The organism is Salmonella enterica subsp. arizonae (assembly GCF_008692845.1).
Taxonomy (GTDB): domain Bacteria; phylum Pseudomonadota; class Gammaproteobacteria; order Enterobacterales; family Enterobacteriaceae; genus Salmonella; species Salmonella arizonae.
Genome location: NZ_VXJW01000017.1, coordinates 19,266 through 44,324, shown reverse-complemented (window position 1 = coordinate 44,324; position 25,059 = coordinate 19,266). Strand labels below are relative to the sequence as shown.

The window sequence follows — 25,059 nt, the reverse complement described above, 5'->3', positions numbered from 1 at the left end:
ATGGATTCGCAACGCAATCTTTTAGTCATCGCTTTGCTGTTCGTGTCTTTCATGATCTGGCAAGCCTGGGAGCAGGATAAAAATCCGCAACCTCAGACTCAACAGACCACGCAGACAACGACCACCGCAGCGGGTAGCGCCGCCGACCAGGGCGTACCAGCCAGTGGCCAGGGGAAACTGATTACGGTGAAAACCGATGTGCTTGATTTGACCATCAACACCCGTGGTGGTGATGTCGAACAGGCTTTGCTCCCGGCTTACCCGAAAGAACTGGGCTCCAGCGAACCGTTCCAGTTGCTGGAAACCACCCCGCAGTTTATCTATCAGGCGCAAAGCGGTCTGACAGGCCGCGACGGTCCGGATAACCCGGCGAACGGCCCGCGTCCGCTGTACAACGTTGAGAAAGACGCGTTTGTACTGGCCGACGGTCAGAACGAACTGCAGGTTCCGATGACTTATACTGACGCCGCAGGCAACACGTTTACCAAAACATTCGTCTTTAAGCGTGGCGATTATGCGGTTAACGTGAACTATAGCGTGCAGAACACTGGTGAAAAACCGCTGGAAATCTCCACCTTTGGTCAGTTAAAGCAATCCATCAACCTGCCTCCTCATCGCGACACAGGCAGCAGCAACTTTGCGCTGCATACGTTCCGCGGCGCGGCATACTCCACGCCGGATGAGAAGTATGAGAAATACAAATTCGACACCATTGCCGATAACGAAAACCTGAACGTCAGCTCCAAAGGCGGTTGGGTGGCAATGTTGCAGCAGTATTTCGCTACCGCATGGATTCCGCGTAACGACGGCACCAACAATTTCTACACCGCCAATCTGGGCAACGGCATTGTCGCTATCGGCTATAAAGCGCAGCCGGTACTGGTACAGCCGGGCCAGACTGGCGCGATGACCAGCACCCTGTGGGTCGGCCCGGAAATTCAGGATAAAATGGCGGCTGTTGCACCGCACCTGGATTTGACCGTGGACTACGGCTGGTTGTGGTTCATTTCTCAGCCGTTATTCAAGCTGCTGAAGTGGATCCACAGCTTCGTGGGCAACTGGGGCTTCTCCATTATCATCATTACCTTTATCGTTCGCGGTATCATGTACCCGCTGACCAAAGCGCAGTACACATCAATGGCGAAGATGCGTATGCTGCAGCCGAAGATTCAGGCGATGCGCGAACGTCTTGGCGATGATAAACAGCGCCAAAGCCAGGAAATGATGGCCCTGTACAAAGCGGAGAAGGTTAACCCGTTGGGCGGTTGCTTCCCGCTGATCATCCAGATGCCAATCTTCCTGGCGTTGTACTACATGCTGATGGGCTCCATTGAACTGCGTCATGCGCCGTTCGCACTGTGGATTCATGACCTGTCCGCACAGGACCCGTACTACATCCTGCCGATCCTGATGGGCGTAACGATGTTCTTCATTCAGAAGATGTCGCCGACCACTGTGACCGACCCGATGCAGCAGAAGATCATGACCTTTATGCCGGTCATCTTTACGGTGTTCTTCCTGTGGTTCCCGTCAGGTCTGGTGCTGTACTATATCGTCAGCAACCTGGTAACCATCATTCAGCAACAACTGATTTACCGTGGTCTGGAGAAGCGTGGCCTGCATAGCCGCGAGAAGAAAAACTCCTGATTCGGTGTAGGCCGGGTAAGCGTCGCGCCACCCGGCAATCAGAACAGTAATGACAGGGCGGTCAGATGACCGCCTTTTTTATTGCGATATAACGAGATTTATCATGAGCCATAACGACACTATCGTCGCCCAGGCTACCCCACCGGGACGCGGTGGCGTCGGTATCCTGCGTATTTCCGGTTTGAATGCTAAAAAGGTCGCTCAGACGGTGCTGGGCAAGCTGCCCAAACCACGCTACGCCGATTATCTGCCGTTCAAAGATGCTGACGGCGCCACGCTGGATCAAGGTATCGCGCTGTGGTTCCCCGGCCCGAACTCCTTCACCGGCGAAGATGTGCTGGAGCTGCAAGGGCACGGCGGACCGGTGATCCTCGACCTGCTGTTAAAGCGCATCCTGACGATTCCAGGCGTGCGGATCGCCCGACCGGGCGAGTTCTCTGAGCGAGCGTTCCTCAACGATAAGCTCGATTTAGCACAGGCGGAAGCCATTGCCGACCTGATCGATGCCAGTTCCGAACAGGCGGCACGTTCGGCGCTAAACTCGTTACAGGGGGCATTTTCTGCCCGCGTTAACCATCTGGTGGAAGCACTTACTCACCTGCGAATCTACGTCGAAGCGGCTATCGATTTTCCGGATGAGGAGATAGACTTTCTCTCTGACGGCAAAATCGAAGCGCAGCTAAATGGCGTAATAGCCGATCTCGATGCCGTCCGCGCCGAAGCGCGCCAGGGCAGCCTACTGCGTGAAGGGATGAAGGTCGTGATCGCCGGACGCCCGAACGCCGGGAAATCCAGCCTACTCAACGCGCTGGCGGGCCGTGAAGCGGCGATTGTGACTGACATTGCCGGTACCACCCGCGACGTGCTGCGCGAGCATATCCACATCGACGGAATGCCGCTGCATGTTATCGACACCGCCGGTCTGCGCGACGCCAGCGACGAAGTAGAGCGTATCGGCATCGAACGCGCCTGGCAAGAGATTGAACAGGCCGACCGCGTACTGTTTATGGTGGATGGCACCACGACGGACGCCGTTGACCCTGGCGACATCTGGCCGGACTTTATCGCCCGTCTGCCCAAAAATTTGCCGATTACCGTGGTACGTAACAAAGCGGATATCACTGGCGAGATGCTGGGTATTAGTGAAGTAAATGGTCACTCACTGGTGCGACTCTCGGCACGTACCGGCGAAGGCGTCGACGTTCTGCGCAATCATCTCAAGCAGAGCATGGGGTTTGATACCAATATGGAAGGTGGCTTTCTTGCCCGCCGCCGTCACCTACAGGCGCTGGCGGAAGCCGCTGAGCATCTTGAACAGGGCAAAGCGCAACTGCTGGGCGCATGGGCGGGGGAGCTTCTGGCGGAAGAGCTACGCCTGGCGCAGCAAAGCTTAAGCGAAATTACCGGCGAGTTTACTTCCGACGATCTGCTGGGACGAATTTTCTCCAGTTTTTGTATTGGTAAATAACATGGATAGTGCCGGATGGCGGCTGACGTCTTATCCGGCCTACTCAACTACCAGGGTGATATCCCATTGCCCTACAGGAAATCACTGTTGTCCAAATGGCAACTCGTCTCGCGCAACGTCGCCCCGTATTCTTAGCGCCACCCATTTCGCGAGGCCGCTATGAAACGTTTTCTACTGTGTAGTTTTGCCTTGGTTTTACTCTATCCCGCCGGTATTGATATGTATCTGGTCGGTTTACCGCGTATAGCCGCCGATCTGAACGCCAGCGAGGCGCAGTTGCATATCGCCTTCTCCGTTTACCTGGCCGGAATGGCGACGGCCATGCTGTTTGCCGGGAAGATAGCCGATCGGTCAGGCCGCAAGCCGGTCGCTATCGTCGGCGCGATCGTCTTCATGATGGCCTCGCTGCTTTGTTCACAGGCGACAGAAGGCTCGTTGTTTCTGAGTGGACGTTTTCTTCAGGGCGTGGGAGCAGGCAGTTGCTACGTGGTGGCATTCGCTATTCTTCGCGATACGCTTGATGAGCGTCGCCGGGCGAAAGTGCTGTCGTTATTGAATGGGATTACCTGCATTGTGCCTGTGCTGGCCCCGGTGTTAGGACATTTGATTATGCTTCGTTTTCCCTGGCAAAGCCTGTTCTATACGATGTCCGCGATGGGCATTATTGTGTGCCTGTTATCACTGTTTATCCTGCGCGAGACGCGCCCGGCAAGGCTGGCTCCACGCGATTTATCACGATCGTCACACGCCGCCGAGTCGCTGATTAACCGTTTTTTTCTGAGTCGACTGGCGATCACCACCCTTAGCGTGTCGGTGATCCTGACCTTCGTCAATGCCTCTCCGGTGCTGCTGATGGAGGTGATGGAATTTAGCCGTGGCGACTATGCCATTACAATGGCGCTCACGGCAGGCGTCAGCATGGTCGTCTCTTTTTCTACCCCTTTTGCGCTAGGGTTATTTAAGCCGCGAACCTTAATGCTCGTCTCACAGGGGCTGTTTTTGACGGCTGGCGTGACGTTAAGCCTTGCTCATACCAATACCGTCACGCTCTTTGGTCTGATGCTGATTTGCGCCGGATTCCCGGTCGGTTTTGGCGTCGCGATGAGTCAGGCGCTGGGGCCGTTTTCGCTGCGCGCCGGTGTGGCCAGTTCCACACTGGGTATAGCGCAGGTCTGCGGTTCATCACTGTGGATTTGGCTGGCGGCAATACTCGGTATCAGCGCGCTGAATATGCTGATCGGGATTCTGATTGGTTGTAGCATAGTGAGTATGCTGCTGATCCTCTCCGTCGCGCCCAACAGGTCCATATCCGAGCATGAAGAAATCCATAACCAGTCTCGACCTTAATCTGCTGTTATGTCTACAGTTACTGATGCAGGAGCGTAGCGTCACCAAAACGGCGAAACGAATGAGTGTAACGCCCTCTGCGGTTAGTAAATCGTTGGCGAAACTCCGGGCATGGTTTGACGATCCGCTGTTCGTCAATACGCCGCTGGGCCTGGCGCCGACGCCGCTGATGGTCAGTATGGAACAAAGTCTGGCTGACTGGATGCAGATGGGTAATCAACTGCTTGATAAGCCGCATCATGAAGCGCCGCGCGGTTTAAAATTTGAGTTGGCGGCAGAGTCGCCGCTGATGATGATTATGTTTAATTCGCTGTCGCAACAGATTTATCAGCGTTATCCACAGGCTACCATTAAGGTTCGCAACTGGGATTATGACTCGCTGGAGGCGATTACGCGCGGGGAAGTCGATATCGGATTTACCGGACGCGAAAGCCATCCCCGTTCGCGAGAATTGCTCAGCCTGCTACCGCTCGCGATCGATTTTGAGGTGCTGTTTAGCGATTTGCCATGGGTCTGGCTGCGGGAAGATCATCCGGCGCTGCGCGAAACATGGAATCTGGACATTTTTTTGCGCTACCCACATATCAGTATTTGTTGGGAGCAAAGCGATACCTGGGCGCTGGATGATGTTCTGCAAGAAATGGGACGCAAACGCCATATTGCCCTGAGTCTGCCGGGGTTCGAGCAGTCGCTCTTTATGGCCGCCCAGCCGGATCACACCCTGATAGCAACCGCGCCACGCTATTGTCAGCACTACAATCAGCTCCACCAGCTACCGTTAGTGGCGCGCCCCCTGCCTTTTGATGCGCAACAGCGGGAAAAGCTAATGGTGCCGTTTACCCTGTTATGGCACAAACGTAATAGTCATAATCCCAAGATCGTGTGGCTACGACAGGCTATCAACGCGCTCTGCCGTCGCCTAATCTGACCACCTACGTTGATAAACTAACCTTCCTCTTATCAAAAATGTAGCCGTCTGTTTAAAGAACCTTCTGAAATTGAATTTTTAGCGCGTAAAACCTGTCCATAATTTACGTTAATGTTACTCTCGTTATTATCACGGCCCATTAATCACGGAGAGAAAAATGGCGACACACTTTGCCAGAGGGATACTTACGGAGGGACAGTTGGTTTCTATTCGTCTCTCTTCGCCTTGTCATATTGAAGCCAGAAAACTGCCTGCTCACCGACGAACGCGCTTTCTTGCCTCCAGAGGTCTTCTCGCCGAACTGATGTTTATGCTGTACGGGATTAGCGAGCTGCCGGAAGTCATTGTTCAGGCAAAAGGTAAGCCCGCGTTTCGTGATAAAAATCTGCCAGGCTTTTCTATCTCCTACGCCGGAAATATGGTTGGCGTGGCGTTAACCACCGAAGGAGAGTGTGGGCTGGATATGGAACTACAGCGCGCCTCCCGCGGCTTTCACTGTCCGCATTCGCTAGAACGCTACCCTTTCTCCCGTAATGAAAATTTGTGGATAGCTAATCAAAACGATCCCAACGAAGCGCGAGCGCAACTCATCACATTGCGCCAGAGCGTGTTAAAACTCACTGGCGATGTCATGAATGATGATCCACGTGAGCTGCAACTATTACCCGTTGCCGGACGCCTGAAGTGCGCGCATGTCACGCATCTTGAAGCCGTGTGCGATGCAGAAGATGTGCTGGTGTGGTCCGTGTCCGTTACGCCAGCGATAGAAAAATTAAAGGTGTGGGAGTTCGATGGAAAACAGGGCTGGAAAAGCCTGCCCGATATTCAGACGCGCGCCAATGAGCCAACTGGCCGTCTGATGCGGTTTGCCCAACTCCCCGCCGCCAAATCATATACGCTTAATCGTTCGTAATAAAAAAAGAGGCACGTATGTCTGAAACGCTGAATGTGGTTACATTGCTGGGAAGTTTGCGCAAAGGTTCCTTTAACGGGATGGTGGCGCGTACGCTGCCTAAAGTCGCGCCGACAGGAATGACGGTAGCGCCTTTACCTTCGATCGGAGATATTCCGCTTTATGATGCCGATATCCAACAGGAAGAAGGATTTCCGGACAGCGTAGAGGCGCTGGCGGAGCAGATTCGCGACGCCGACGGCGTTGTCATTGTAACGCCGGAATATAACTATTCCGTTCCAGGCGGCCTGAAGAATGCCATCGACTGGCTATCCCGTCTGCCTGAGCAGCCGCTAGCCGGAAAGCCGGTGCTGATCCAGACCAGTTCCATGGGCGCCATTGGCGGCGCGCGCTGTCAGTATCATCTGCGCCAAATTCTGGTGTTCCTCGACGCGATGGTAATGAATAAACCAGAATTTATGGGCGGCGTGATTCAGAACAAAGTCGACCCGCAAGCCGGGGAAGTGATTGACCAAAGCACGCTGGACCATTTAACGGGCCAATTGACCGCGTTTGGCGAATATATCCAGCGCGTAAAAGCGTAATCCGCCATGCCCGGTGGCGACGCTCATGCATCTTACCGGGCCAACGCCAGGCGGATAAGGTATTCACGCCGTCATCCGGCAATACATTGATTAATGCGCGTCGATAAAGACAATTTTCAGCACAAATAACAACGCGACAATCACCACGCATGGGCTGAGATCGCGCAGGCGACCGGTACCAATTTTCATCACGCAGTACGAGATAAAGCCCAGCGCGATACCTTCGGTGATCGAGAAGCTAAACGGCATCATCACGGCGGTAATAAAGGCCGGGACGGACTCTGTTAAATCCTGCCACTTCACGCGCGCCAGGCTGGAGGTCATTAGCACACCCACGTAAATCAGCGCGCCGGCTGCGGCATAACCCGGCACCATCCCTGCCAGCGGCGACAGGAAAATGACCAGCAGGAATAGCAAACCGACTACCACGGCAGTGAGGCCAGTACGTCCGCCCACGGAGACTCCGGAAGAGGATTCAATATACGCAGTAACAGAAGACGTGCCGATAAACGACCCGGCGACAGAAGAGACGCTATCAACAAACAGCGCCTGCTTCATGCGCGGAAATTTACCTTTCTCATCCGCCAGACCCGCTTTATCCGTCACGCCAATCAGCGTACCGGAAGAGTCGAACAAGTTAACCAGCATAAAGGAGAAGATGACGCCTGCCAGCCCCAGATTCAACGAGCCGGCCAGATCGACATGGCCAATTACCGTCGACACGCTCGGCGGCGCGGAAACGATGCCATTGTAATGCACATCGCCCAACATCCAGCCCAGCAACGTGGTAACAATAATAGAGACCAGTACTGCCGCATGAATGTTGCGGGACGCCAGAATAGCGATAATAAAGAAGCCCAGAATACCCAGCAATACGCTGTGGGAGGTCAGGTTGCCGATGCTGACCAGAGTTTCCGGATTGGCGACAATCACGCCCGCGTTTTTCAGCCCCATCATGCCAATAAACAGACCGATCCCGCTGGTAATGCCAACGCGCAGGCTAACCGGAATGTTGGCGATCATCCAGTAACGCACGCGGAAAATGGTCAGTAGCAGCAGTCCGATAGCGCCCCAGAAGATCGCGCCCATTCCAACTTGCCACGGCAGCCCCATCGCCTGGACAACGACAAAAGCGAAAAAAGCGTTCAACCCCATCGCTGGCGCGAGCGCCACCGGCAGGTTAGCGAACAGGCCCATCAGGATACTGCCGAAAGCCGCAATCAGACAGGTAGTCACAAAGACGGCGCTGGTGTCCATGCCAGCTACGCCCAGAATTTGCGGGTTAACAAAAACGATATAAACCATCGTCAGGAAAGTGGTAAAACCGGCGATCACTTCGGTTCGTGCCGTCGTGCCATGTTCACGCAGTTTAAACACGCGTTCCAGCATACCCTGACCAGAAGCCTGGGTGGTGTGTTGTTGACTCATTATCAATTTCCGGAGAAAGGAGGGAAAATTCGCCGTTATCCTATACCAAAATGCGACACCTGGCGCAGTTGTGTGGTAATTTTTTTCACTCAACTTGTTAGCACGGCAACGATTGCGTCCCGCAATTCAGCATTACGTAAACGTTAAACTTGTTAAAATGGAAATGACATGTCCCAAATCGAAGCGGTGTTTTTTGACTGTGACGGCACGCTGGTCGACAGTGAAGTGATTTGTTCGCGCGCCTATGTCGCTATGTTCCGGCAGTTTGGCATTACGCTTGAGCTCACGGAAGTATTCAGACGCTTTAAGGGCATAAAGCTCTACGAAATTATCGATACCATCAGCAAAGAGCATGGCGTTGCGCTGGCAAAGGCGGAACTGGAGCTCGTGTATCGCGCCGAGGTCGCTCGCCTGTTCGATTCCGAGCTGGAGGCCATTGCAGGCGCGAATACCCTGCTCAAGAGCATTAAGACGCCCATGTGCGTGGTATCTAACGGGCCGGTCAGTAAGATGCAGCATTCGCTGGGTAAAGTGGGCATGTTGCATCATTTTCCCGATTTGCTATTTAGCGGTTACGACATTCAACGCTGGAAACCCGATCCAGCGCTGATGTTCCATGCGGCGAACGCCATGAACGTCAACGTGGATCAGTGTATTCTGGTAGATGATTCCAGCGCAGGCACGCAGTCAGGTATTGCGGCGGGAATGGAGGTGTTCTATTTCTGCGCCGATCCGCATAACAAACCAATTGTTCATCCGAAAGTGACAACCTTTACCGATCTGGCGCAGTTGCAGGGATTGTGGAAAGCGCGGGGTTGGAATATTACCCACTGAAAAAACAAGGGCGGATAAGCGTTAGCGCCATCCGCCACAAACATCACTCTTTCGGATCCTTTCCGGCCAGCAGCTTATCCAGCTCGTCGCCGCCAACGTGACGGAAATCCTGTCCCTTCACGAAGTAGAAGATATATTCGCAAATGTTCTGGCAACGGTCGCCGATACGCTCGATAGAACGGGCGCAGAACAGAGCGGTCAGAACGCTGGGAATGGTGCGCGAGTCTTCCATCATGTAAGTCATGAGCTGGCGCACGATACCTTCGTATTCCTGGTCAACTTTCTTATCTTCACGATAGATACGTACCGCTTCGTCGAGATCCATTCTCGCGAACGCGTCTAGTACATCATGTAGCATCTGTACGGTATGGCGACCCAGCGATTCCAGGCTCACCAGCAGCGGCTGGTGCTGCTGGGAGAACTTTTCCAGCGCGGTACGGCAGATTTTGTCCGCCACGTCGCCAATACGCTCCAGTTCGGCAATAGTTTTGATAATCGCCATGACCAGACGCAGATCGCTCGCCGTCGGCTGACGCTTGGCGATAATACGCACGCAGGCTTCATCGATCGCTACTTCCATCATGTTGACGTGCTTATCGCCGTCGATGACGCGCTTCGCCAGCTCGCTGTCCTGGTTGTGCATGGCGGTGATAGCATCAGAAAGCTGCTGCTCCACCATGCCGCCCATGGTCATTACCTGAGTGCGGATGCTTTCCAGTTCAGCGTTGAACTGGCCGGAAATATGTTTATTAAGGTTCAGACTGTCCATTACGCACTCCTGAATTAACCGTAACGACCGGTAATATAGTCTTCTGTTTGTTTCTTCGCGGGCTTGGTGAACAGATCGTCCGTGTTACTGAACTCAATCAATTCGCCCAGGTACATAAACGCCGTATGATCGGAACAACGTGCAGCCTGCTGCATGTTGTGGGTCACGATCACTACGGTGTAATCCTGCTTCAGCTCGGTGATCAACTCTTCAATACGCCCAGTGGAGATGGGGTCCAGAGCTGAACACGGCTCATCCAGCAGCAACACTTCCGGACGAATGGCGATACCGCGCGCAATGCACAGACGCTGCTGCTGGCCACCGGAGAGAGAGTACCCGCTCTGGTGCAGTTTATCTTTGGTTTCATTCCATAAGGCAGCTTTGGTCAACGCCCACTGCACGCGCTCATCCATATCGGCGCGAGACAGCTTCTCGAACAGACGCACGCCAAAGGCAATGTTGTCATAGATGGACATCGGGAATGGCGTTGGTTTCTGGAATACCATCCCTACTTTCGCACGCAGCAGCGCGATATCCTGGGTGTTGGTGAGAATATTGTCGCCATCCAGCAAAATTTCACCTTCGGCGCGCTGCTCCGGATAAAGCGAATACATTTTATTGAAGGTACGCAGCAGCGTCGATTTGCCGCAGCCGGATGGCCCGATAAATGCCGTTACCTGATTCTTCGCGATATTCAGATTGATGTTCTTCAGGGCATGGAATTTGCCGTAGTAGAAGTTCAAATCACGAACCTGAATCTTACTCGGGGCAGTTTCAACCATACTCATTTCACGCTTTTCCTCATCATGCCTGATGGCGCTTCGCTTATCAGGCCTACGGTAGGCCGGATAAGGCGGTTACGCCGCCATCCGGCAATTTAAAACTTAGCCGTGTTTCTTCTTAGCGAAAACCACACGTGCCAGAATGTTCAGCAGCAGCACGCACAGGGTAATAATCAGTACGCCCGCCCAGGCCAATTGTTGCCATTCGGCAAACGGGCTCATCGCGAATTTAAAGATCGTCACCGGCAGGTTGGCGATCGGCTGCATCATGTCGGTGCTCCAGAATTGGTTGGAAAGCGCAGTAAACAGCAGCGGCGCAGTTTCCCCGGCGATACGGGCAACCGCCAGCAGCACGCCGGTAATAATCCCGGATATGGACGCTTTCAGCGTAATAGCAGATATCATTTTCCATTTCGGCGTTCCCAACGCATAGGCCGCCTCGCGCAGATTATCCGGCACCAGTTTCAACATGTTCTCAGTGGTACGGATAACGATCGGCACCTGCAACAGCGCCAGCGCAATCACACCCGCCCAACCGGAGAAGTGCTGCATCTGCGCCACCACGATAGTGTAAACAAACAGTCCCACGACAATTGACGGCGCGGAAAGCAGAATGTCGTTAATGAAGCGAATGATTTCCGCCAGCCAGGATTTGCGGCCATATTCCGCCAGATAGATCCCGGCCATAATCCCCAGCGGCGTACCCAGTACGGTGGCCCAGAGAATCAGCAACCCGCTCCCCGCCAGGGCATTTGCCAGCCCGCCGCCCGCCGTGTTGGGCGGCGGCGTCATTTCAGTAAACAGCGCCAGCGACATACCATCAATGCCGCGCATGATGGTTGACAGTAAAATCCAGATCAGCCAGAACAGGCCAAACGCCATCGTCGCCATGGAAAGCGTTAATGCGATACGGTTCTTCATGCGGCGGCGCGCCTGCATCTTGCGACGGGATTCCGCGAGCTGTGCGGTGTTCTGCATATCAAGCGTAGCCATTAACGTGCTCCCTCGTTCTTCGCAAGACGCATAATCATGAACTTAGACGCCGCCAGGACGATAAAGGTGATCACAAACAAGATTAGCCCCAGCTCCATCAGCGCCGCGACGTGCAGGCCCGATTCCGCTTCGGCGAATTCGTTGGCCAGGGCGGAAGTGATGCTGTTGCCCGGCATATACAGCGACGCGCTGTCGAGCTGGTAGGTGTTGCCGATGATAAAAGTAACCGCCATCGTTTCACCCAACGCACGCCCCAGACCCAGCATAATGCCGCCAATGACGCCATTTTTGGTGAACGGCAGCACGATGCGCCAGATAACTTCCCAGGTAGTACATCCGATACCGTAGGCTGACTCTTTCATCATTACCGGCGTTTGCTCAAAGACGTCGCGCATCACCGCCGCAATGTACGGGATAATCATGATAGCGAGAATCACGCCTGCGGCCAGAATGCCGATGCCAAACGCCGGACCAGAGAACAGCGCGCCGACAAAAGGAATGTTGGAAAGAATATTGCCGACCGGCTCCTGGAAATACGTCGCGAACAACGGCGCGAAGATAAACAGCCCCCACATGCCATACACGATACTGGGGATAGCCGCCAGCAGTTCAATGGCGATACCCAGAGGACGCTTCAGCCAGCCAGGCGCCAGCTCGGTTAAAAACAGGGCAATGCCGAAACTTACCGGAACGGCGATCAGCAGTGCGATAAAGGACGTTACCAGCGTGCCGTAAATGGGCACCAGCGCGCCGTAGATATCGTTTGGCGCGTCCCACTCCTTAGTCCAAAGAAAGGAGAAACCAAATTTCTGAATACTTGGCCAGGAGGAGATGATCAATGAGACGATAATACCGCCCAGCATTAATAGCACAATCAGCGCAGCCAGTTTTACCAGCGCGCTGAAAATCATGTCGCCTTTTTTCCCCGGCGGGTTAAAAGCAGGCTTGGTTGCAGCCATAAATCACTCTTTAAGTTAAACGCGTTTACGAAGTTGCCGAATGGCGCTGCGCTTATCCGGCCTTCAGTCAGCACCGTAGGGCGGGTTAGCATAAGCATCACCCGCCATTTTCGTCAGAATACTAATTAATACAACGCATTACCGCTGTTGTCTTTTATGCTGGTCTTCCAGGCGGTACGAATCTGCTCAACGACGTTATCCGGCAGGCTGGCATAATCCAGATCATTCGCCTGTTTAGCGCCATTTTTGTACGCCCAGTCAAAGAACTTCAACACTTCAGCGCCCTGCTCAGGTTTTTTCTGCGTTTTGTGAACCAGGATAAACGTGGTAGAGGTAATTGGCCACACATCGTCACCTTTCTGGTTGGTCAGATCCTGCGCGAAGGTTTTGCTCCAGTCTGCGCCTTTCGCCGCATTAGAGAAGCTTTCTTCCGTCGGACTTACTGGTTTGCCATCAGCAGAAATCAGTTTGGTATAGGCCAGGTTGTTCTGCTTAGCGTAAGCGTATTCAACATAACCGATAGCGCCCGGCAGACGCTGGACGAACGCCGCGATGCCGTCGTTACCTTTACCGCCCAGGCCGGTTGGCCAGTTCACGGTAGAACCCGCCCCCACTTTCGATTTCCACTCATCGTTGACTTTTGCCAGGTAGCTGGTGAAAACGAAGGAGGTACCGGAACCGTCAGCGCGACGCACCACGGCGATGTTCTGAGAAGGCAACTTAACGCCAGGGTTCAGTTTGGTGATGACTTCGTCATCCCATTTCTTGATTTTACCCAGGTAGATATCGCCCAAGGTTTTACCGTCGAGCACCAGCTCGCCGGATTTCAGGCCCGGAATGTTAACGGCTAACACAACACCGCCAATGACGGTAGGGAACTGGAACAGGCCTTCCTGATTGAGTTTTTCATCAGACAGTGGCGCATCGGACGCGCCAAAATCAACGGTATTCGCGGTAATTTGTTTCACGCCGCCGGAAGAGCCAATCCCCTGGTAATTAACTTTGTTACCGGTTTCTTTCTGGTAGGTATCCGCCCATTTGGCATACACCGGCGCAGGAAACGTTGCACCGGCACCTGTCAGGCTTGCTGCGGCAAAAGAAGAGAACGCGCTCATCGATAAGGTCGCGGCGACAACAGTTGCGACAGTGGTACGCATAACTTTCATAATGTCTCCTGCACGGTTTCGGTAAATCATTGTTTGAGTTGCTACGATGAGCAAAATAGGACAAACAGGTGACAGTTAAATGTACGAAATATTACATTTTTATGACAACCAACAATATCGAAATTAGATTTTTATAAAAACATTAAAAAAACAATATGTTAATTAGTTTTATCATCGTCATATTACAAGAAATTTTTATTTTTTTGACACAGGAAACAGGTGGGAAAGATGACAGTTTGTCATCATAAAATGACAAGGGAAACGCTCAAAAAAGACAATGCAAAAAATGCCCCGCTTCTGCGGGGCCTTGAGGGTGTTACTCTACCGTTACCGATTTTGCCAGGTTACGCGGCTGATCAACATCGGTGCCTTTAATCAGCGCTACATGGTAAGCCAGCAGTTGCAGCGGAACGGTATAGAAGATGGGCGCAATGACCTCTTCCACATGCGGCATCTCAATGATGTGCATGTTATCGCTGCTGACAAAACCTGCATCCTGATCGGCAAAGACATACAACTGGCCGCCACGGGCGCGAACTTCTTCGATGTTGGATTTCAGTTTCTCCAGCAGTTCGTTATTCGGCGCCACGACAATAACCGGCATATCGGCGTCAATCAGCGCCAGCGGGCCGTGTTTCAGCTCGCCTGCCGCGTAGGCTTCTGCATGAATATATGAGATTTCTTTCAGCTTCAGCGCGCCTTCCAGTGCGATCGGGTACTGATCGCCACGCCCCAGGAACAGCGCATGATGTTTGTCAGAAAAATCTTCAGCCAGCGCTTCAATGCGTTTATCCTGCGAGAGCATCTGCTCAATACGGCTCGGCAGCGCCTGTAACCCATGGACGATATCATGCTCAATGGACGCATCCTGGCCTTTCAGACGCGCCAGTTTCGCCACTAGCATCAACAGAACGGTCAATTGAGTGGTGAACGCCTTCGTAGAGGCAACGCCAATTTCCGTCCCGGCGTTAGTCATCATCGCCAGATCGGATTCACGTACCAGAGAAGACCCCGGCACGTTACAGATAGCGAGGGAGCCAAGATAGCCCAACTCTTTCGACAAACGCAGGCCTGCCAGCGTATCCGCCGTTTCACCAGACTGAGAGAGGGTAATCATCAGGCTGTTACGACGAACAGCAGATTTGCGGTAGCGGAATTCAGAAGCAATTTCTACGTCACACGGGATCCCGGCCAGCGCTTCAAACCAGTAGCGAGAGACCATCCCGGAGTTGTACGACGTACCGCAGGCGATAATCTGGATATGTTCAACCTGAGACAGTAGTTCGTTGGCTTCTGGGCCCAGCTCACTTAAATCCACCTCACCGTGGCTGATACGTCCGGTCAGCGTATTTTTAATCGCGTTCGGTTGCTCGTAGATCTCTTTCTGCATGTAATGACGGTAAATGCCTTTATCGCCAGCGTCATATTGCAGACTGGATTCGATATCCTGACGTTTCACTTCCGCGCCGGTTTTATCGAAAATAGCGACCGAGCGACGAGTCACTTCTGCGATATCCCCCTCTTCCAGGAAGATAAAACGGCGGGTCACCGGCAACAGCGCTAACTGATCGGAAGCTATAAAGTTTTCGCCCATACCCAGACCGATAACCAGCGGGCTACCCGAACGGGCAGCCAGCAACGTATCCGGATGACGAGTATCCATGATCACCGTACCATATGCGCCGCGCAGTTGCGGGATCGCACGCAGAACCGCTTCTCGCAGAGTACCGCCTTGTTCCATCTCCCAGTGCACTAAGTGAGCAATTACTTCAGTGTCGGTCTCGGAAACAAAGGTGTAACCGCGCGCTTTTAACGCTTCACGTAGCGGTTCATGGTTTTCGATGATACCGTTATGCACCACCACAATGTGTTCAGAAACATGCGGATGCGCGTTTGCTTCTGAAGGTTCGCCGTGCGTTGCCCAACGCGTGTGGGCAATCCCCGTTCCGCCATGCAGCGGATGTTCTTCCGCGGCCTGAGACAGCATTTGTACTTTGCCGAGACGACGCAGACGGGTCATGTGCCCTTCTGCATCCACCACGGCCAGACCGGCCGAATCGTAACCACGGTATTCCAGACGACGTAAACCTTCGAGAAGGATTTCAGCTACATCACGCTGCGCGATAGCGCCAACAATTCCACACATAGTTTAATTTCCTGATTATGGCATTACGCCATGCGTTGTCGCTGACCTGTTTCCCCTTCGTCTTTCACCCCGTAGCTGCGTTGGCTACAGCGCGAAATACTGTGGGTAATACCCGAATTCCGGGCACCCCGAGCCTTGTAGAGAGTGGGGTTATTTTTATAGGTACTGCTTACTGAGTGGAGGATTATGTTATCCCCTCATCTCTTGTCTGCCGGTTGGCGCTTACGCTTATCAGGCCTACAGAACGTCACCGCACGTAGGCCAGATAAGGCAAAGCCGCCATCCGGCAAAAATAAACTACTTCTTCACCGGACGCTGCCAGCCCTGTTTATGGACCTGAGGTACACGGCTTAATACCAGTTCATTGTCGGCTACGTTACGGGTGACGGTAGTCCCTGCGGCGATGGTGGCCCCTTTACCGACAGTAACCGGCGCCACCAGTTGGGTATCAGAGCCGACAAACACATCATCGCCAATAATGGTTTTGAATTTGTTCGCGCCATCGTAGTTACAGGTGATGGTTCCCGCACCGATATTCACGTTGTCACCAATATCCGCATCGCCCAGGTAGGTCAGATGACCGGCTTTAGATCCTTTGCCAAGACGCGCTTTTTTCATTTCCACGAAGTTGCCGACGTGAGCGCCCGCTAACAGCTCCGCGCCGGGACGCAGCCGGGCGAACGGACCAATGGTGCAGGCCGGGTCTAAGCGCGCATCTTCCACCACGCTATAGGGGCTGATTTCACAGTCATCACCAATCACACTGTTTTTGATAATGCAGCCCGTGCCAATCTTCACACGATGACCGAGCGTCACGTTACCTTCGATGATAACGTTAGTATCAATTTCCACATCACGCCCGTGAGCCAGATTACCGCGCAGATCAAAACGTGCCGGGTCACGTAGCATAACCCCTGCCAGCAGCAGTTTTTCTGCCTGCTCGGCCTGGTAAATACGCTCCAGACGAGAAAGCTGCAGACGGTTATTCACACCCTCCGTTTCACTGATGCGGGCCGGATGCACAGCGGCGATTTCCCGCCCTTCCTGATAAGCTAGTGCAATAATATCAGTGATGTAATATTCACCCTGAGCATTATTATTTGTCAGTTTAGACAGCCAGCGCTTCATGTCCGCGCCGTTGGCGATCAGGATACCGGTGTTAATTTCCTGGATCTGACGCTGTTCGTCAGTGGCGTCTTTATGTTCAACGATACCGGTCACTTTACCGTTTACACGCGTAATACGGCCGTAGCCGCTCGGATCGTCCAGCTTCACGGTTAATAACCCAATACCGCCCTGCGGTTTTGCATCACGCAGGCGCTGTAAGGTTTCAACCGAAATCAGCGGCACGTCGCCGTAAAGCATTAAAATATTTTCATCGTCGCCAAAGAAGGGCGCGGCCTGCTGCATCGCATGACCTGTACCCAACTGTTCCGCCTGAAGCACCCAGTTCAGGTTATCGTTTTTCAGTGTCTGTTTTAGCAGATCGCCACCGTGGCCGTAGACCAGATGTACCTGTGAGGCGCCTAATTCATTAGCAGCATCAATGACATGCTGCACCATTGCTTTACCCGCAAGTGTGTGCAGCACTTTAGGAATATCGGAATACATGCGTGTGCCTTTACCTGCGGCAAGGATCACTACGCTCATAGCACTATTTAACATACGCGTCCTGACTGTAATTTGAGAACGAATTTATACCGTTTCACTTTGAAAATACTACATTTTTTTCATCGTAAAATGGAAGGAGGATAAAACGCTCGATCGCGGGGTTCCTCCGACGGCGATGGCGACATTTTCGACCATTGACGCAGTATTTGTCTTGTGAAAAGTCGCGCTATACCTTGATTAAAGCGTTAGGGTGATGTTTTTGCTATTTTTTTGAGCCATGAAGTAAGATTCGGCATAGGTCATAAATCACAGGTAAAAAAAAACCAGCCTGAGATCAGACTGGTTTTATGCTTTCAAGCCGGTGTTACATCGCTTTTTTGGTCAACTCGATAACGCGCAGTTTAGCGATCGCTTTGGCCAGTTCCGCAGACGCCTGAGCGTAATCCACGTCACCGTGCGAGCTCTTAATGTGCTCTTCGGCTTTACGCTTCGCTTCCAGGGCTCGCGCTTCGTCGAGATCCTGACCGCGAATCGCGGTATCCGCCAGAACGGTCACGGTGCCAGGCTGCACTTCCAGAATGCCGCCGGACAGATAGATAAACTCTTCATGACCGTGCTGCTTAACGATGCGAATCATACCAGGCTTAATGGCGGTGAGCAGCGGCGCGTGACCCGGGTAAATTCCCAGTTCGCCTTCGCTACCCGTAACCTGGATTTTCTCGACCAGACCGGAGAACATTTGTTGCTCCGCGCTGACGACATCCAGGTGGTAAGTCATTGCCATATCACCCTCCGATTAAGGCGTTAAAGTTTTTTGGCTTTTTCCACAGCTTCGTCGATGGAACCGACCATGTAGAACGCCTGCTCCGGCAGGTGATCGTATTCGCCTTCCATGATGCCTTTAAAGCCACGGATGGTGTCTTTCAGGGAGACGTATTTGCCCGGAGAACCGGTAAATACTTCCGCCACGAAGAACGGCTGGGACAGGAAGCGCTGAATCTTACGAGCACGCGCTACCACCAGTTTATCTTCTTCAGACAGTTCATCCATACCCAGGATGGCGATGATATCTTTCAGTTCCTGATAACGCTGCAGGATGGACTGAACGCCACGCGCGGTGTCGTAGTGTTCCTGGCCTACTACCAGCGGGTCCAACTGACGGCTGGTGGAATCCAGCGGGTCAACGGCCGGGTAGATACCCAGGGATGCGATCTGACGGCTCAGTACCACGGTTGCATCTAAGTGAGCAAAGGTGGTGGCTGGAGATGGGTCAGTCAAGTCATCCGCTGGTACGTATACCGCCTGTACGGAGGTGATAGAACCGGTTTTGGTGGAGGTGATACGTTCCTGCAGAACGCCCATCTCTTCCGCCAGAGTCGGCTGATAACCTACCGCGGAAGGCATACGACCCAGCAGTGCGGATACTTCCGTACCGGCGAGGGTATAACGGTAGATGTTGTCGACGAACAGCAGAACGTCACGACCTTCATCACGGAATTTTTCCGCCATGGTCAGGCCGGTCAATGCAACGCGCAGACGGTTTCCCGGTGGCTCGTTCATCTGGCCATACACCAGGGATACTTTATCGATAACGTTAGAGTCGGTCATTTCGTGGTAGAAGTCGTTACCCTCACGAGTACGTTCACCTACGCCCGCAAACACAGAGTAACCGGAGTGCTCGATCGCGATGTTACGGATAAGCTCCATCATGTTTACGGTTTTACCTACACCCGCGCCACCGAACAGACCGACTTTACCGCCCTTCGCGAACGGACACATCAGGTCGATAACTTTTATACCGGTTTCCAGCAGTTCCTGAGAGTTTGACAACTCTTCGTAGGACGGCGCCGCGCGGTGAATAGCCCAACGCTCTTCTTCGCCGATCTCGCCTTTCATATCGACCGGTTCGCCCAGGACGTTCATGATACGACCCAGCGTGGCTTTACCTACCGGGACTTCGATCGGGTGTTCGAGATCTTTTACATCAAGACCGCGACGCAGACCGTCAGAAGACCCCATCGCGATGGTACGCACGATACCGCCGCCAAGCTGCTGCTGAACTTCCAGCACCAGCTTCTCATTACCATTCTGCACCTCAAGAGCATCGTACACGCGTGGTACGGCATCCTGAGGGAACTCGACGTCGACCACGGCGCCGATTACCTGGACAATCTTTCCAGTAGCCATCTTAAATCCTCTACGAAATAACCTGGTTAAACCGCGGCGGCCCCCGAGACGATCTCGGTGAGTTCCTGAGTAATGCTGGCCTGACGAGCTTTGTTGTATACCAACTGCAGCTCTTTAATCAGGCTGCCGCCATTATCGGTTGCGGCTTTCATCGCCACCATTCGTGCGGCCTGCTCGCTGGCCAGGTTTTCTACCACGCCCTGATAAACCTGAGATTCCACATAACGACGCAGGAGAGTATCCAGCAGCGCTTTCGGGTCTGGCTCATACAGGTAATCCCAAGCTTTACGCTTCAGATCATCATCTTCTGACGCCGGCAGCGGCAGCAGTTGAGTGATCGTCGGCACCTGAGACATGGTGTTAATAAATTTGTTGCTGACAATGTAAAGCTTGTCCAGACGGCCTTCGTCGTAGGCCTGCAACATCACTTTAACCGGACCGATCAGTTCGGACAGAGAAGGGTTATCCCCCATACCTGTCACCTGAGCGACAACGTTACCGCCTACGGAATTAAAGAATGACACGCCCTTAGAGCCGATCATTGCGAGTTCGCACTGAACGCCTTTATCGGACCATGCCTTCATCTCCGCCAGCAGCTTTTTGAACAGGTTAATGTTCAAGCCACCGCACAAACCACGGTCGGTCGACACTACCAGGTAGCCCACGCGTTTAACGTCGCGCTCTTCCAGGTAGGGGTGCTTATATTCCAGATTACCGTTAGCAAGGTGACCAATCACTTTGCGCATGGTCTCTGCATAAGGACGGCTGGCCGCCATGCGATCCTGCGATTTACGCATTTTGGAAGCGGCGACCATCTCCATCGCTTTAGTGATCTTTTGCGTGTTCTGGACGCTTGCGATCTTACTACGTATCTCTTTTGCGCCGGCCATGAGCTTCTCCTCAATGCCTTGCGGCCTGCCCTAAGGCAAGCCGCCAGACGTTACCAGGACTGGGTTGCTTTGAAGGAATCGAGGATGCCTTTCAGCTTGCCTTCGATTTCGTCGTTATAGCCACCGGACTGGTTGATCTCTTGCATCAGCGGAGCGTGATCACGGTCGACGTAAGCCAGCAATGCGGCTTCGAAGCTACCGATTTTCGCCAGTTCGACATCCGCCAGATAACCACGTTCTGCTGCAAACAGAACCAGAGACTGCTGCGCAACGGACATCGGCGCATACTGTTTCTGTTTCAGCAGTTCGGTCACTTTCTGACCGTGATCAAGCTGTTTACGGGTGGCATCGTCAAGGTCGGATGCAAACTGGGAGAACGCCGCCAGTTCACGATACTGCGCCAGCGCGGTACGAATACCACCGGACAGTTTTTTCATGATCTTGGTCTGTGCTGCGCCACCTACACGGGATACAGAGATCCCCGGGTTAACCGCAGGACGAATACCGGCGTTAAACAGGTTAGATTCCAGGAAGATCTGACCATCGGTAATCGAAATTACGTTGGTCGGAACGAACGCGGAAACGTCACCTGCCTGCGTTTCGATAATCGGCAGCGCGGTCAGTGAACCGGTTTTCCCTTTTACTTCACCTTTAGTGTAGGCTTCGACGTAGTCGGCGTTAACACGCGCAGCACGCTCCAGCAAACGAGAGTGGAGGTAGAATACGTCGCCCGGGAATGCTTCACGTCCAGGCGGACGACGGAGCAGCAGGGAGATCTGACGGTATGCGACAGCCTGTTTAGACAGGTCATCGTAAATGATTAGCGCATCTTCGCCGCGGTCACGGAAATATTCGCCCATTGCGCAACCGGCATACGGCGCCAGATATTGCAGCGCGGCGGATTCGGACGCGGTCGCCACCACAACGATGGTGTTAGCCAGCGCGCCGTGTTCTTCCAGTTTACGCACCACGTTAGAGATGGTGGACGCTTTCTGGCCGATAGCGACATAGATACATTTAATGCCGGAGTCGCGCTGGTTGATAATGGCGTCGATAGCAAGCGCGGTTTTACCGGTCTGACGGTCGCCGATGATTAATTCACGCTGACCACGACCGATTGGGATCATGGAGTCAACGGCTTTATAACCAGTCTGTACCGGCTGATCGACGGACTGACGATCGATAACGCCCGGCGCGATAGCTTCAACGGCAGAGAAGCCGTCATTATCAACCGGACCTTTACCGTCGATTGGCGCACCCAGGGTATTTACCACACGTCCCAGCAGGCCGCGGCCAACTGGAACTTCCAGGATACGACCCGTACATTTAACTTTCATGCCTTCGGCAAGGTCAGCGTACGGACCCATAACTACCGCCCCCACAGAGTCGCGCTCCAGGTTCAGTGCGATAGCGTAACGGTTCCCCGGCAGGGAGATCATTTCACCCTGCATACAATCGGCCAGGCCGTGAATGCGGATAACACCGTCACTTACAGAAACAATAGTACCTTCGTTGTGAGCTTCACTCACAACATTGAACTGAGCAATGCGCTGCTTGATCAGTTCGCTGATTTCGGTGGAATTCAGTTGCATGCTCCAGTCCCCTTAAGACTGCAAGACGTCTGCAAGGCGCTCAAGACGGCCGCGTACGCTGCCATCAATGACCATATCACCCGCCCGGATGATAACGCCTGCCATTACAGACTTATCGATTTTGCAATTCAGCTTCACTTTGCGTGACAGACGTTTTTCCATCGCGGCGCTAATTTTCGAAAGCTGCTCTTCACTCAATGCAGTTGCAGACGTAACTTCTACCTCGGAGGTAGCTTCACTGGCTGCACGCAGGTGAATAAACTGCTCCAGAACATCCGGGAGCGCGTTCAGACGATTGTTTTCGGCCATGACCCGAATCAGGTTCTGACCATGTTCGTCTAACTGCTCACCGCAGACTGCGATAAACGACTCAGCGAGCGTTTCCGGCGCCAGCGCGCCAGAGAGAAGCTCTGCCATTTGTTCGTTCTTAGTTACCTCGGCGGCAAACGCCAGCATATCCTGCCAGCGATCTACGCTTTGGTGTTCAACGGCAAAGTCAAAAGCTGCTTTGGCGTAGGGGCGAGCTACCGTAACAAATTCAGACATCAGCCCCTCCCTCCTTACAGTTCAGCGACAAGTTTATCCACGATGTCGCTGTTAGCAGCTTCATCCACGGAACGTTCGATGATCTTCTCGGCGCCAGCAACAGCCAGGATAGCAACTTGCTTACGCAGCTCTTCACGGGCGCGTTTACGCTCGGCTTCAATTTCCGCCTGCGCCTGCGCCACGATTTTAGTACGTTCCTGCTCTGCTTCAGTTTTGGCTTCGTCCAGGATCTGAGCGCGGCGTTTGTTCGCCTGCTCGATGATTACCTGAGCTTCCGCTTTCGCTTTTTTCAGCTGGTCGGTCGCGCTGGCCTTTGCAAGGTCAAGATCCTTATGTGCTCGTTCAGCAGAAGCAAGACCGTCAGCAATTTCTTTCTGACGTTTCTCGATGGCAGCCATTAACGGCGGCCATACGTACTTCATGCAAAACCAGACAAAGAGAATAAACGCGATGGCCTGGCCGAGGATTGTTGCGTTAAGATTCACAGCACAATGCCTCTATCTAGTTAACCTTCTGATATTGCTCTTAATTCAAGCAACGCTTACTACGCGACAGCGAACATCACGTACAGACCCAGACCTACAGCGATCATTGGGATAGCATCCACCAGACCCATAACGATAAAGAACTGAGTACGCAGCAGAGGAATCAGATCAGGTTGACGCGCCGCGCCTTCCAGGAATTTGCCCCCGAGGATGCCGATACCGATCGCAGCACCGATTGCCGCCAGACCCATCATCACAGCGGCAGCCATGTACAGCAGATCCATATTCAGGTTTTCCATGACAGTCTCCAGTTTGTTTCAGTTAAAACGTAGTAGTATTGGTAAATTAATGCTCTTCGGACGCCATCGACAGATAGACAATCGTCAGAACCATGAAAATGAAGGCTTGCAGCGTAATAATCAGGATGTGGAAAATGGCCCACGGCACATTCAGAATCCACTGTGACCACCACGGCAACAGACCAGCAATCAGAATGAAAATCAGCTCACCGGCATACATGTTGCCGAACAGTCGCAGACCGAGAGAAACCGGTTTGGACAGCAGACTTACCCCTTCAAGGATTAAGTTGACAGGAATGAACGCCCAGTGATTGAACGGCTGCAGCGTCAACTCTTTTGCGAAGCCGCCGATGCCTTTCATTTTGATGCTGTAGAACAAAATCAGGATAAACACGCCCAGCGCCATTGACAGGGTGATGTTGACGTCAGCAGACGGCACCACGCGCGTTGCCGGCAGACCCAGCCAATGCTCAGCGATATACGGCAGCAGGTCGATAGGCAGTAAGTCCATCAGGTTCATCAGGAATACCCAGACGAAAATCGTCAGGGCCAGCGGCGCAATCAGCTTGCTTTTGCCATGGTACATGTCTTTCACGCTGCCATGCACAAAGCCGACTATCAGCTCAATCGCGGTCTGAAACTTGCCTGGTACGCCGCTGGTCGCTTTTTTAGCAACGCTACGGAACATCACCAGGAACAACAGACCCAGCACCACCGAGAAGAACATGGAGTCAATATTGAGCGTCCAGAAGGTGGCTGGGGGGTTATGCGGATCCACCAGCGAGAATGTACGCAGGTCCATCTGAAGGTTATTCAGGTGGTGTCCTATGTAATCCTGCGGCGTCATATTTTCTGAAGCCATGATGCCTTTTACCCTTTGTTGTTAATTACAGCCGGCGCCAGTATCTGAATCACCAGCACCAAAACCCACGTAACGATAAGCGGCAAAAATACCGCCTTTAAAACCGCCAACGCCACCACCAGTAAAACCAGCATCGCTAACACCTTGAAGGCTTCACCGAAGGCGAAAGTCCAGGACACGCGGCCCTTAGCAGGTGTATGCGCCTGGTGACGCCAGGCAAATATCATAAACAACATATTAGGCAGCGCCACTGCCAATCCTCCGCATAATCCGGAGATGCCCCAGAAGGGGTCTTTGAGGCAAAACAGCAATCCACTTGCTATTACCGCCAGAAACTGAATGAACAGAAGCTTACGAGCAACGTTTCGACTAACGAGCGACACAGACATCACGTTTTTACTCCTGCTCCCTTCGAGGTATGCCGCGTGTCGTATAAAACGTTCTTTAAGACTTAGAGTCAAGCATCAAAAAGCGGTCAAATTATACGGTGCGGCTCCGTGATTTCAAACAATAAGTAGCAAAAAGGTGAATAAATGTTTAAATATTTTTCTCTGACCCGCATTTTTAACTTTTAGACAAAGTGTGAACGATCGTGCAAAACTGCAAATAGCGCGAAAACACTG

Annotated in this window: 24 protein-coding genes; 7 read left to right on the top strand and 17 right to left on the bottom strand. The window is 53.0% G+C overall.

All coding sequences use genetic code 11. From position 1 onward, the window contains the following. The 6 genes from yidC (at nucleotide 1) to F4V61_RS20550 (ending at nucleotide 6,887) form a co-directional block, all read left to right on the top strand. On the top strand, nucleotides 1–1,647 hold the full coding sequence (gene yidC, locus F4V61_RS20575; protein ID WP_000378274.1) for a membrane protein insertase YidC: 1,647 nt from the start codon (nucleotides 1–3) through the stop codon (nucleotides 1,645–1,647). 103 nt (nucleotides 1,648–1,750) lie between these two features. After that, entirely contained in the window at nucleotides 1,751–3,115 is a 1,365-nt protein-coding gene (mnmE, locus tag F4V61_RS20570) for a tRNA uridine-5-carboxymethylaminomethyl(34) synthesis GTPase MnmE (protein WP_000019088.1), read from the top strand. Between the two features lie 159 nt (nucleotides 3,116–3,274). Further along, nucleotides 3,275–4,462 carry an MFS transporter gene (locus F4V61_RS20565; RefSeq protein ID WP_058345787.1) on the top strand — a complete coding sequence of 396 codons (1,188 nt, stop codon included), beginning with the start codon at nucleotides 3,275–3,277 and terminating at the stop codon, nucleotides 4,460–4,462. Further along, nucleotides 4,431–5,390, top strand: a complete 960-nt coding sequence (yidZ, locus tag F4V61_RS20560) for an HTH-type transcriptional regulator YidZ (RefSeq protein ID WP_000748493.1) — start codon at nucleotides 4,431–4,433, stop codon at nucleotides 5,388–5,390. The genes F4V61_RS20565 and yidZ overlap by 32 nt, the downstream gene beginning before the upstream one ends. A gap of 157 nt (nucleotides 5,391–5,547) precedes the next feature. Next, nucleotides 5,548–6,303 (top strand): 4'-phosphopantetheinyl transferase family protein, encoded by a 756-nt coding sequence (locus tag F4V61_RS20555; protein ID WP_000190673.1) that lies wholly within the window; start codon nucleotides 5,548–5,550, stop codon nucleotides 6,301–6,303. Then, nucleotides 6,303–6,887 (top strand): NADPH-dependent FMN reductase, encoded by a 585-nt coding sequence (locus F4V61_RS20550; RefSeq protein WP_077905513.1) that lies wholly within the window; start codon nucleotides 6,303–6,305, stop codon nucleotides 6,885–6,887. The genes F4V61_RS20555 and F4V61_RS20550 overlap by 1 nt, the downstream gene beginning before the upstream one ends. A gap of 90 nt (nucleotides 6,888–6,977) precedes the next feature. On the opposite strand, the gene adeP is transcribed toward F4V61_RS20550, so the two are convergent. Next, nucleotides 6,978–8,315 (bottom strand): adenine permease AdeP, encoded by a 1,338-nt coding sequence (adeP, locus tag F4V61_RS20545; RefSeq protein WP_000082686.1) that lies wholly within the window; start codon nucleotides 8,313–8,315, stop codon nucleotides 6,978–6,980. 168 nt (nucleotides 8,316–8,483) lie between these two features. Between adeP and yieH the strand changes: the two genes are divergently transcribed. Further along, nucleotides 8,484–9,149 (top strand): 6-phosphogluconate phosphatase, encoded by a 666-nt coding sequence (yieH, locus tag F4V61_RS20540; RefSeq protein WP_080161288.1) that lies wholly within the window; start codon nucleotides 8,484–8,486, stop codon nucleotides 9,147–9,149. Between the two features lie 43 nt (nucleotides 9,150–9,192). On the opposite strand, the gene phoU is transcribed toward yieH, so the two are convergent. From phoU to atpI, 16 genes are all read right to left on the bottom strand, one after another. Further along, a complete protein-coding gene (gene phoU / locus F4V61_RS20535; protein WP_000377794.1) occupies nucleotides 9,193–9,918 on the bottom strand; it encodes a phosphate signaling complex protein PhoU in 726 nt (241 codons plus the stop codon). A gap of 14 nt (nucleotides 9,919–9,932) precedes the next feature. Beyond that, nucleotides 9,933–10,706, bottom strand: coding sequence for a phosphate ABC transporter ATP-binding protein PstB (gene pstB, locus F4V61_RS20530; protein WP_000063119.1), 774 nt, complete (start codon nucleotides 10,704–10,706; stop codon nucleotides 9,933–9,935). 96 nt (nucleotides 10,707–10,802) lie between these two features. Then, nucleotides 10,803–11,693: a phosphate ABC transporter permease PstA gene (gene pstA, locus F4V61_RS20525; protein WP_000212191.1), complete on the bottom strand. Its 891-nt coding sequence runs from the start codon at nucleotides 11,691–11,693 to the stop codon at nucleotides 10,803–10,805. Then, nucleotides 11,693–12,652: a phosphate ABC transporter permease PstC gene (pstC, locus tag F4V61_RS20520; protein WP_000741630.1), complete on the bottom strand. Its 960-nt coding sequence runs from the start codon at nucleotides 12,650–12,652 to the stop codon at nucleotides 11,693–11,695. Before pstC ends, pstA begins: the two co-directional genes overlap by 1 nt. 125 nt (nucleotides 12,653–12,777) lie before the next feature. After that, nucleotides 12,778–13,818: a phosphate ABC transporter substrate-binding protein PstS gene (gene pstS, locus F4V61_RS20515; RefSeq protein WP_000867133.1), complete on the bottom strand. Its 1,041-nt coding sequence runs from the start codon at nucleotides 13,816–13,818 to the stop codon at nucleotides 12,778–12,780. Between the two features lie 316 nt (nucleotides 13,819–14,134). After that, nucleotides 14,135–15,964 carry a glutamine--fructose-6-phosphate transaminase (isomerizing) gene (gene glmS / locus F4V61_RS20510; protein WP_058345790.1) on the bottom strand — a complete coding sequence of 610 codons (1,830 nt, stop codon included), beginning with the start codon at nucleotides 15,962–15,964 and terminating at the stop codon, nucleotides 14,135–14,137. A 297-nt stretch (nucleotides 15,965–16,261) separates the two neighbouring features. Continuing rightward, nucleotides 16,262–17,629, bottom strand: a complete 1,368-nt coding sequence (glmU, locus tag F4V61_RS20505) for a bifunctional UDP-N-acetylglucosamine diphosphorylase/glucosamine-1-phosphate N-acetyltransferase GlmU (protein ID WP_038397351.1) — start codon at nucleotides 17,627–17,629, stop codon at nucleotides 16,262–16,264. Nucleotides 17,630–17,939: 310 nt separating this feature from the next. Next, the gene (locus F4V61_RS20500; RefSeq protein ID WP_001251972.1) at nucleotides 17,940–18,359 is read right to left on the bottom strand and encodes a F0F1 ATP synthase subunit epsilon; all 420 of its coding nucleotides are present in this window, start codon (nucleotides 18,357–18,359) and stop codon (nucleotides 17,940–17,942) included. A 20-nt stretch (nucleotides 18,360–18,379) separates the two neighbouring features. Beyond that, the gene (atpD, locus tag F4V61_RS20495) at nucleotides 18,380–19,762 is read right to left on the bottom strand and encodes a F0F1 ATP synthase subunit beta (RefSeq protein WP_000190499.1); all 1,383 of its coding nucleotides are present in this window, start codon (nucleotides 19,760–19,762) and stop codon (nucleotides 18,380–18,382) included. 26 nt (nucleotides 19,763–19,788) lie between these two features. Then, nucleotides 19,789–20,652: a F0F1 ATP synthase subunit gamma gene (atpG, locus tag F4V61_RS20490; RefSeq protein WP_000896509.1), complete on the bottom strand. Its 864-nt coding sequence runs from the start codon at nucleotides 20,650–20,652 to the stop codon at nucleotides 19,789–19,791. 50 nt (nucleotides 20,653–20,702) lie between these two features. Beyond that, nucleotides 20,703–22,244 (bottom strand): F0F1 ATP synthase subunit alpha, encoded by a 1,542-nt coding sequence (gene atpA / locus F4V61_RS20485; protein WP_001176754.1) that lies wholly within the window; start codon nucleotides 22,242–22,244, stop codon nucleotides 20,703–20,705. 12 nt (nucleotides 22,245–22,256) lie between these two features. Further along, complete coding sequence (atpH, locus tag F4V61_RS20480) at nucleotides 22,257–22,790, bottom strand: F0F1 ATP synthase subunit delta (protein WP_001288955.1); 534 nt, start codon at nucleotides 22,788–22,790, stop codon at nucleotides 22,257–22,259. A 14-nt stretch (nucleotides 22,791–22,804) separates the two neighbouring features. Beyond that, on the bottom strand, nucleotides 22,805–23,275 hold the full coding sequence (gene atpF, locus F4V61_RS20475; protein ID WP_001052212.1) for a F0F1 ATP synthase subunit B: 471 nt from the start codon (nucleotides 23,273–23,275) through the stop codon (nucleotides 22,805–22,807). A gap of 59 nt (nucleotides 23,276–23,334) precedes the next feature. Next, on the bottom strand, nucleotides 23,335–23,574 hold the full coding sequence (atpE, locus tag F4V61_RS20470; RefSeq protein ID WP_000429386.1) for a F0F1 ATP synthase subunit C: 240 nt from the start codon (nucleotides 23,572–23,574) through the stop codon (nucleotides 23,335–23,337). Nucleotides 23,575–23,620: 46 nt separating this feature from the next. Further along, nucleotides 23,621–24,436: a F0F1 ATP synthase subunit A gene (gene atpB / locus F4V61_RS20465; protein WP_000135630.1), complete on the bottom strand. Its 816-nt coding sequence runs from the start codon at nucleotides 24,434–24,436 to the stop codon at nucleotides 23,621–23,623. Nucleotides 24,437–24,444: 8 nt separating this feature from the next. Further along, on the bottom strand, nucleotides 24,445–24,825 hold the full coding sequence (atpI, locus tag F4V61_RS20460; protein ID WP_058345791.1) for a F0F1 ATP synthase subunit I: 381 nt from the start codon (nucleotides 24,823–24,825) through the stop codon (nucleotides 24,445–24,447). Nucleotides 24,826–25,059 lie beyond the last annotated feature (234 nt).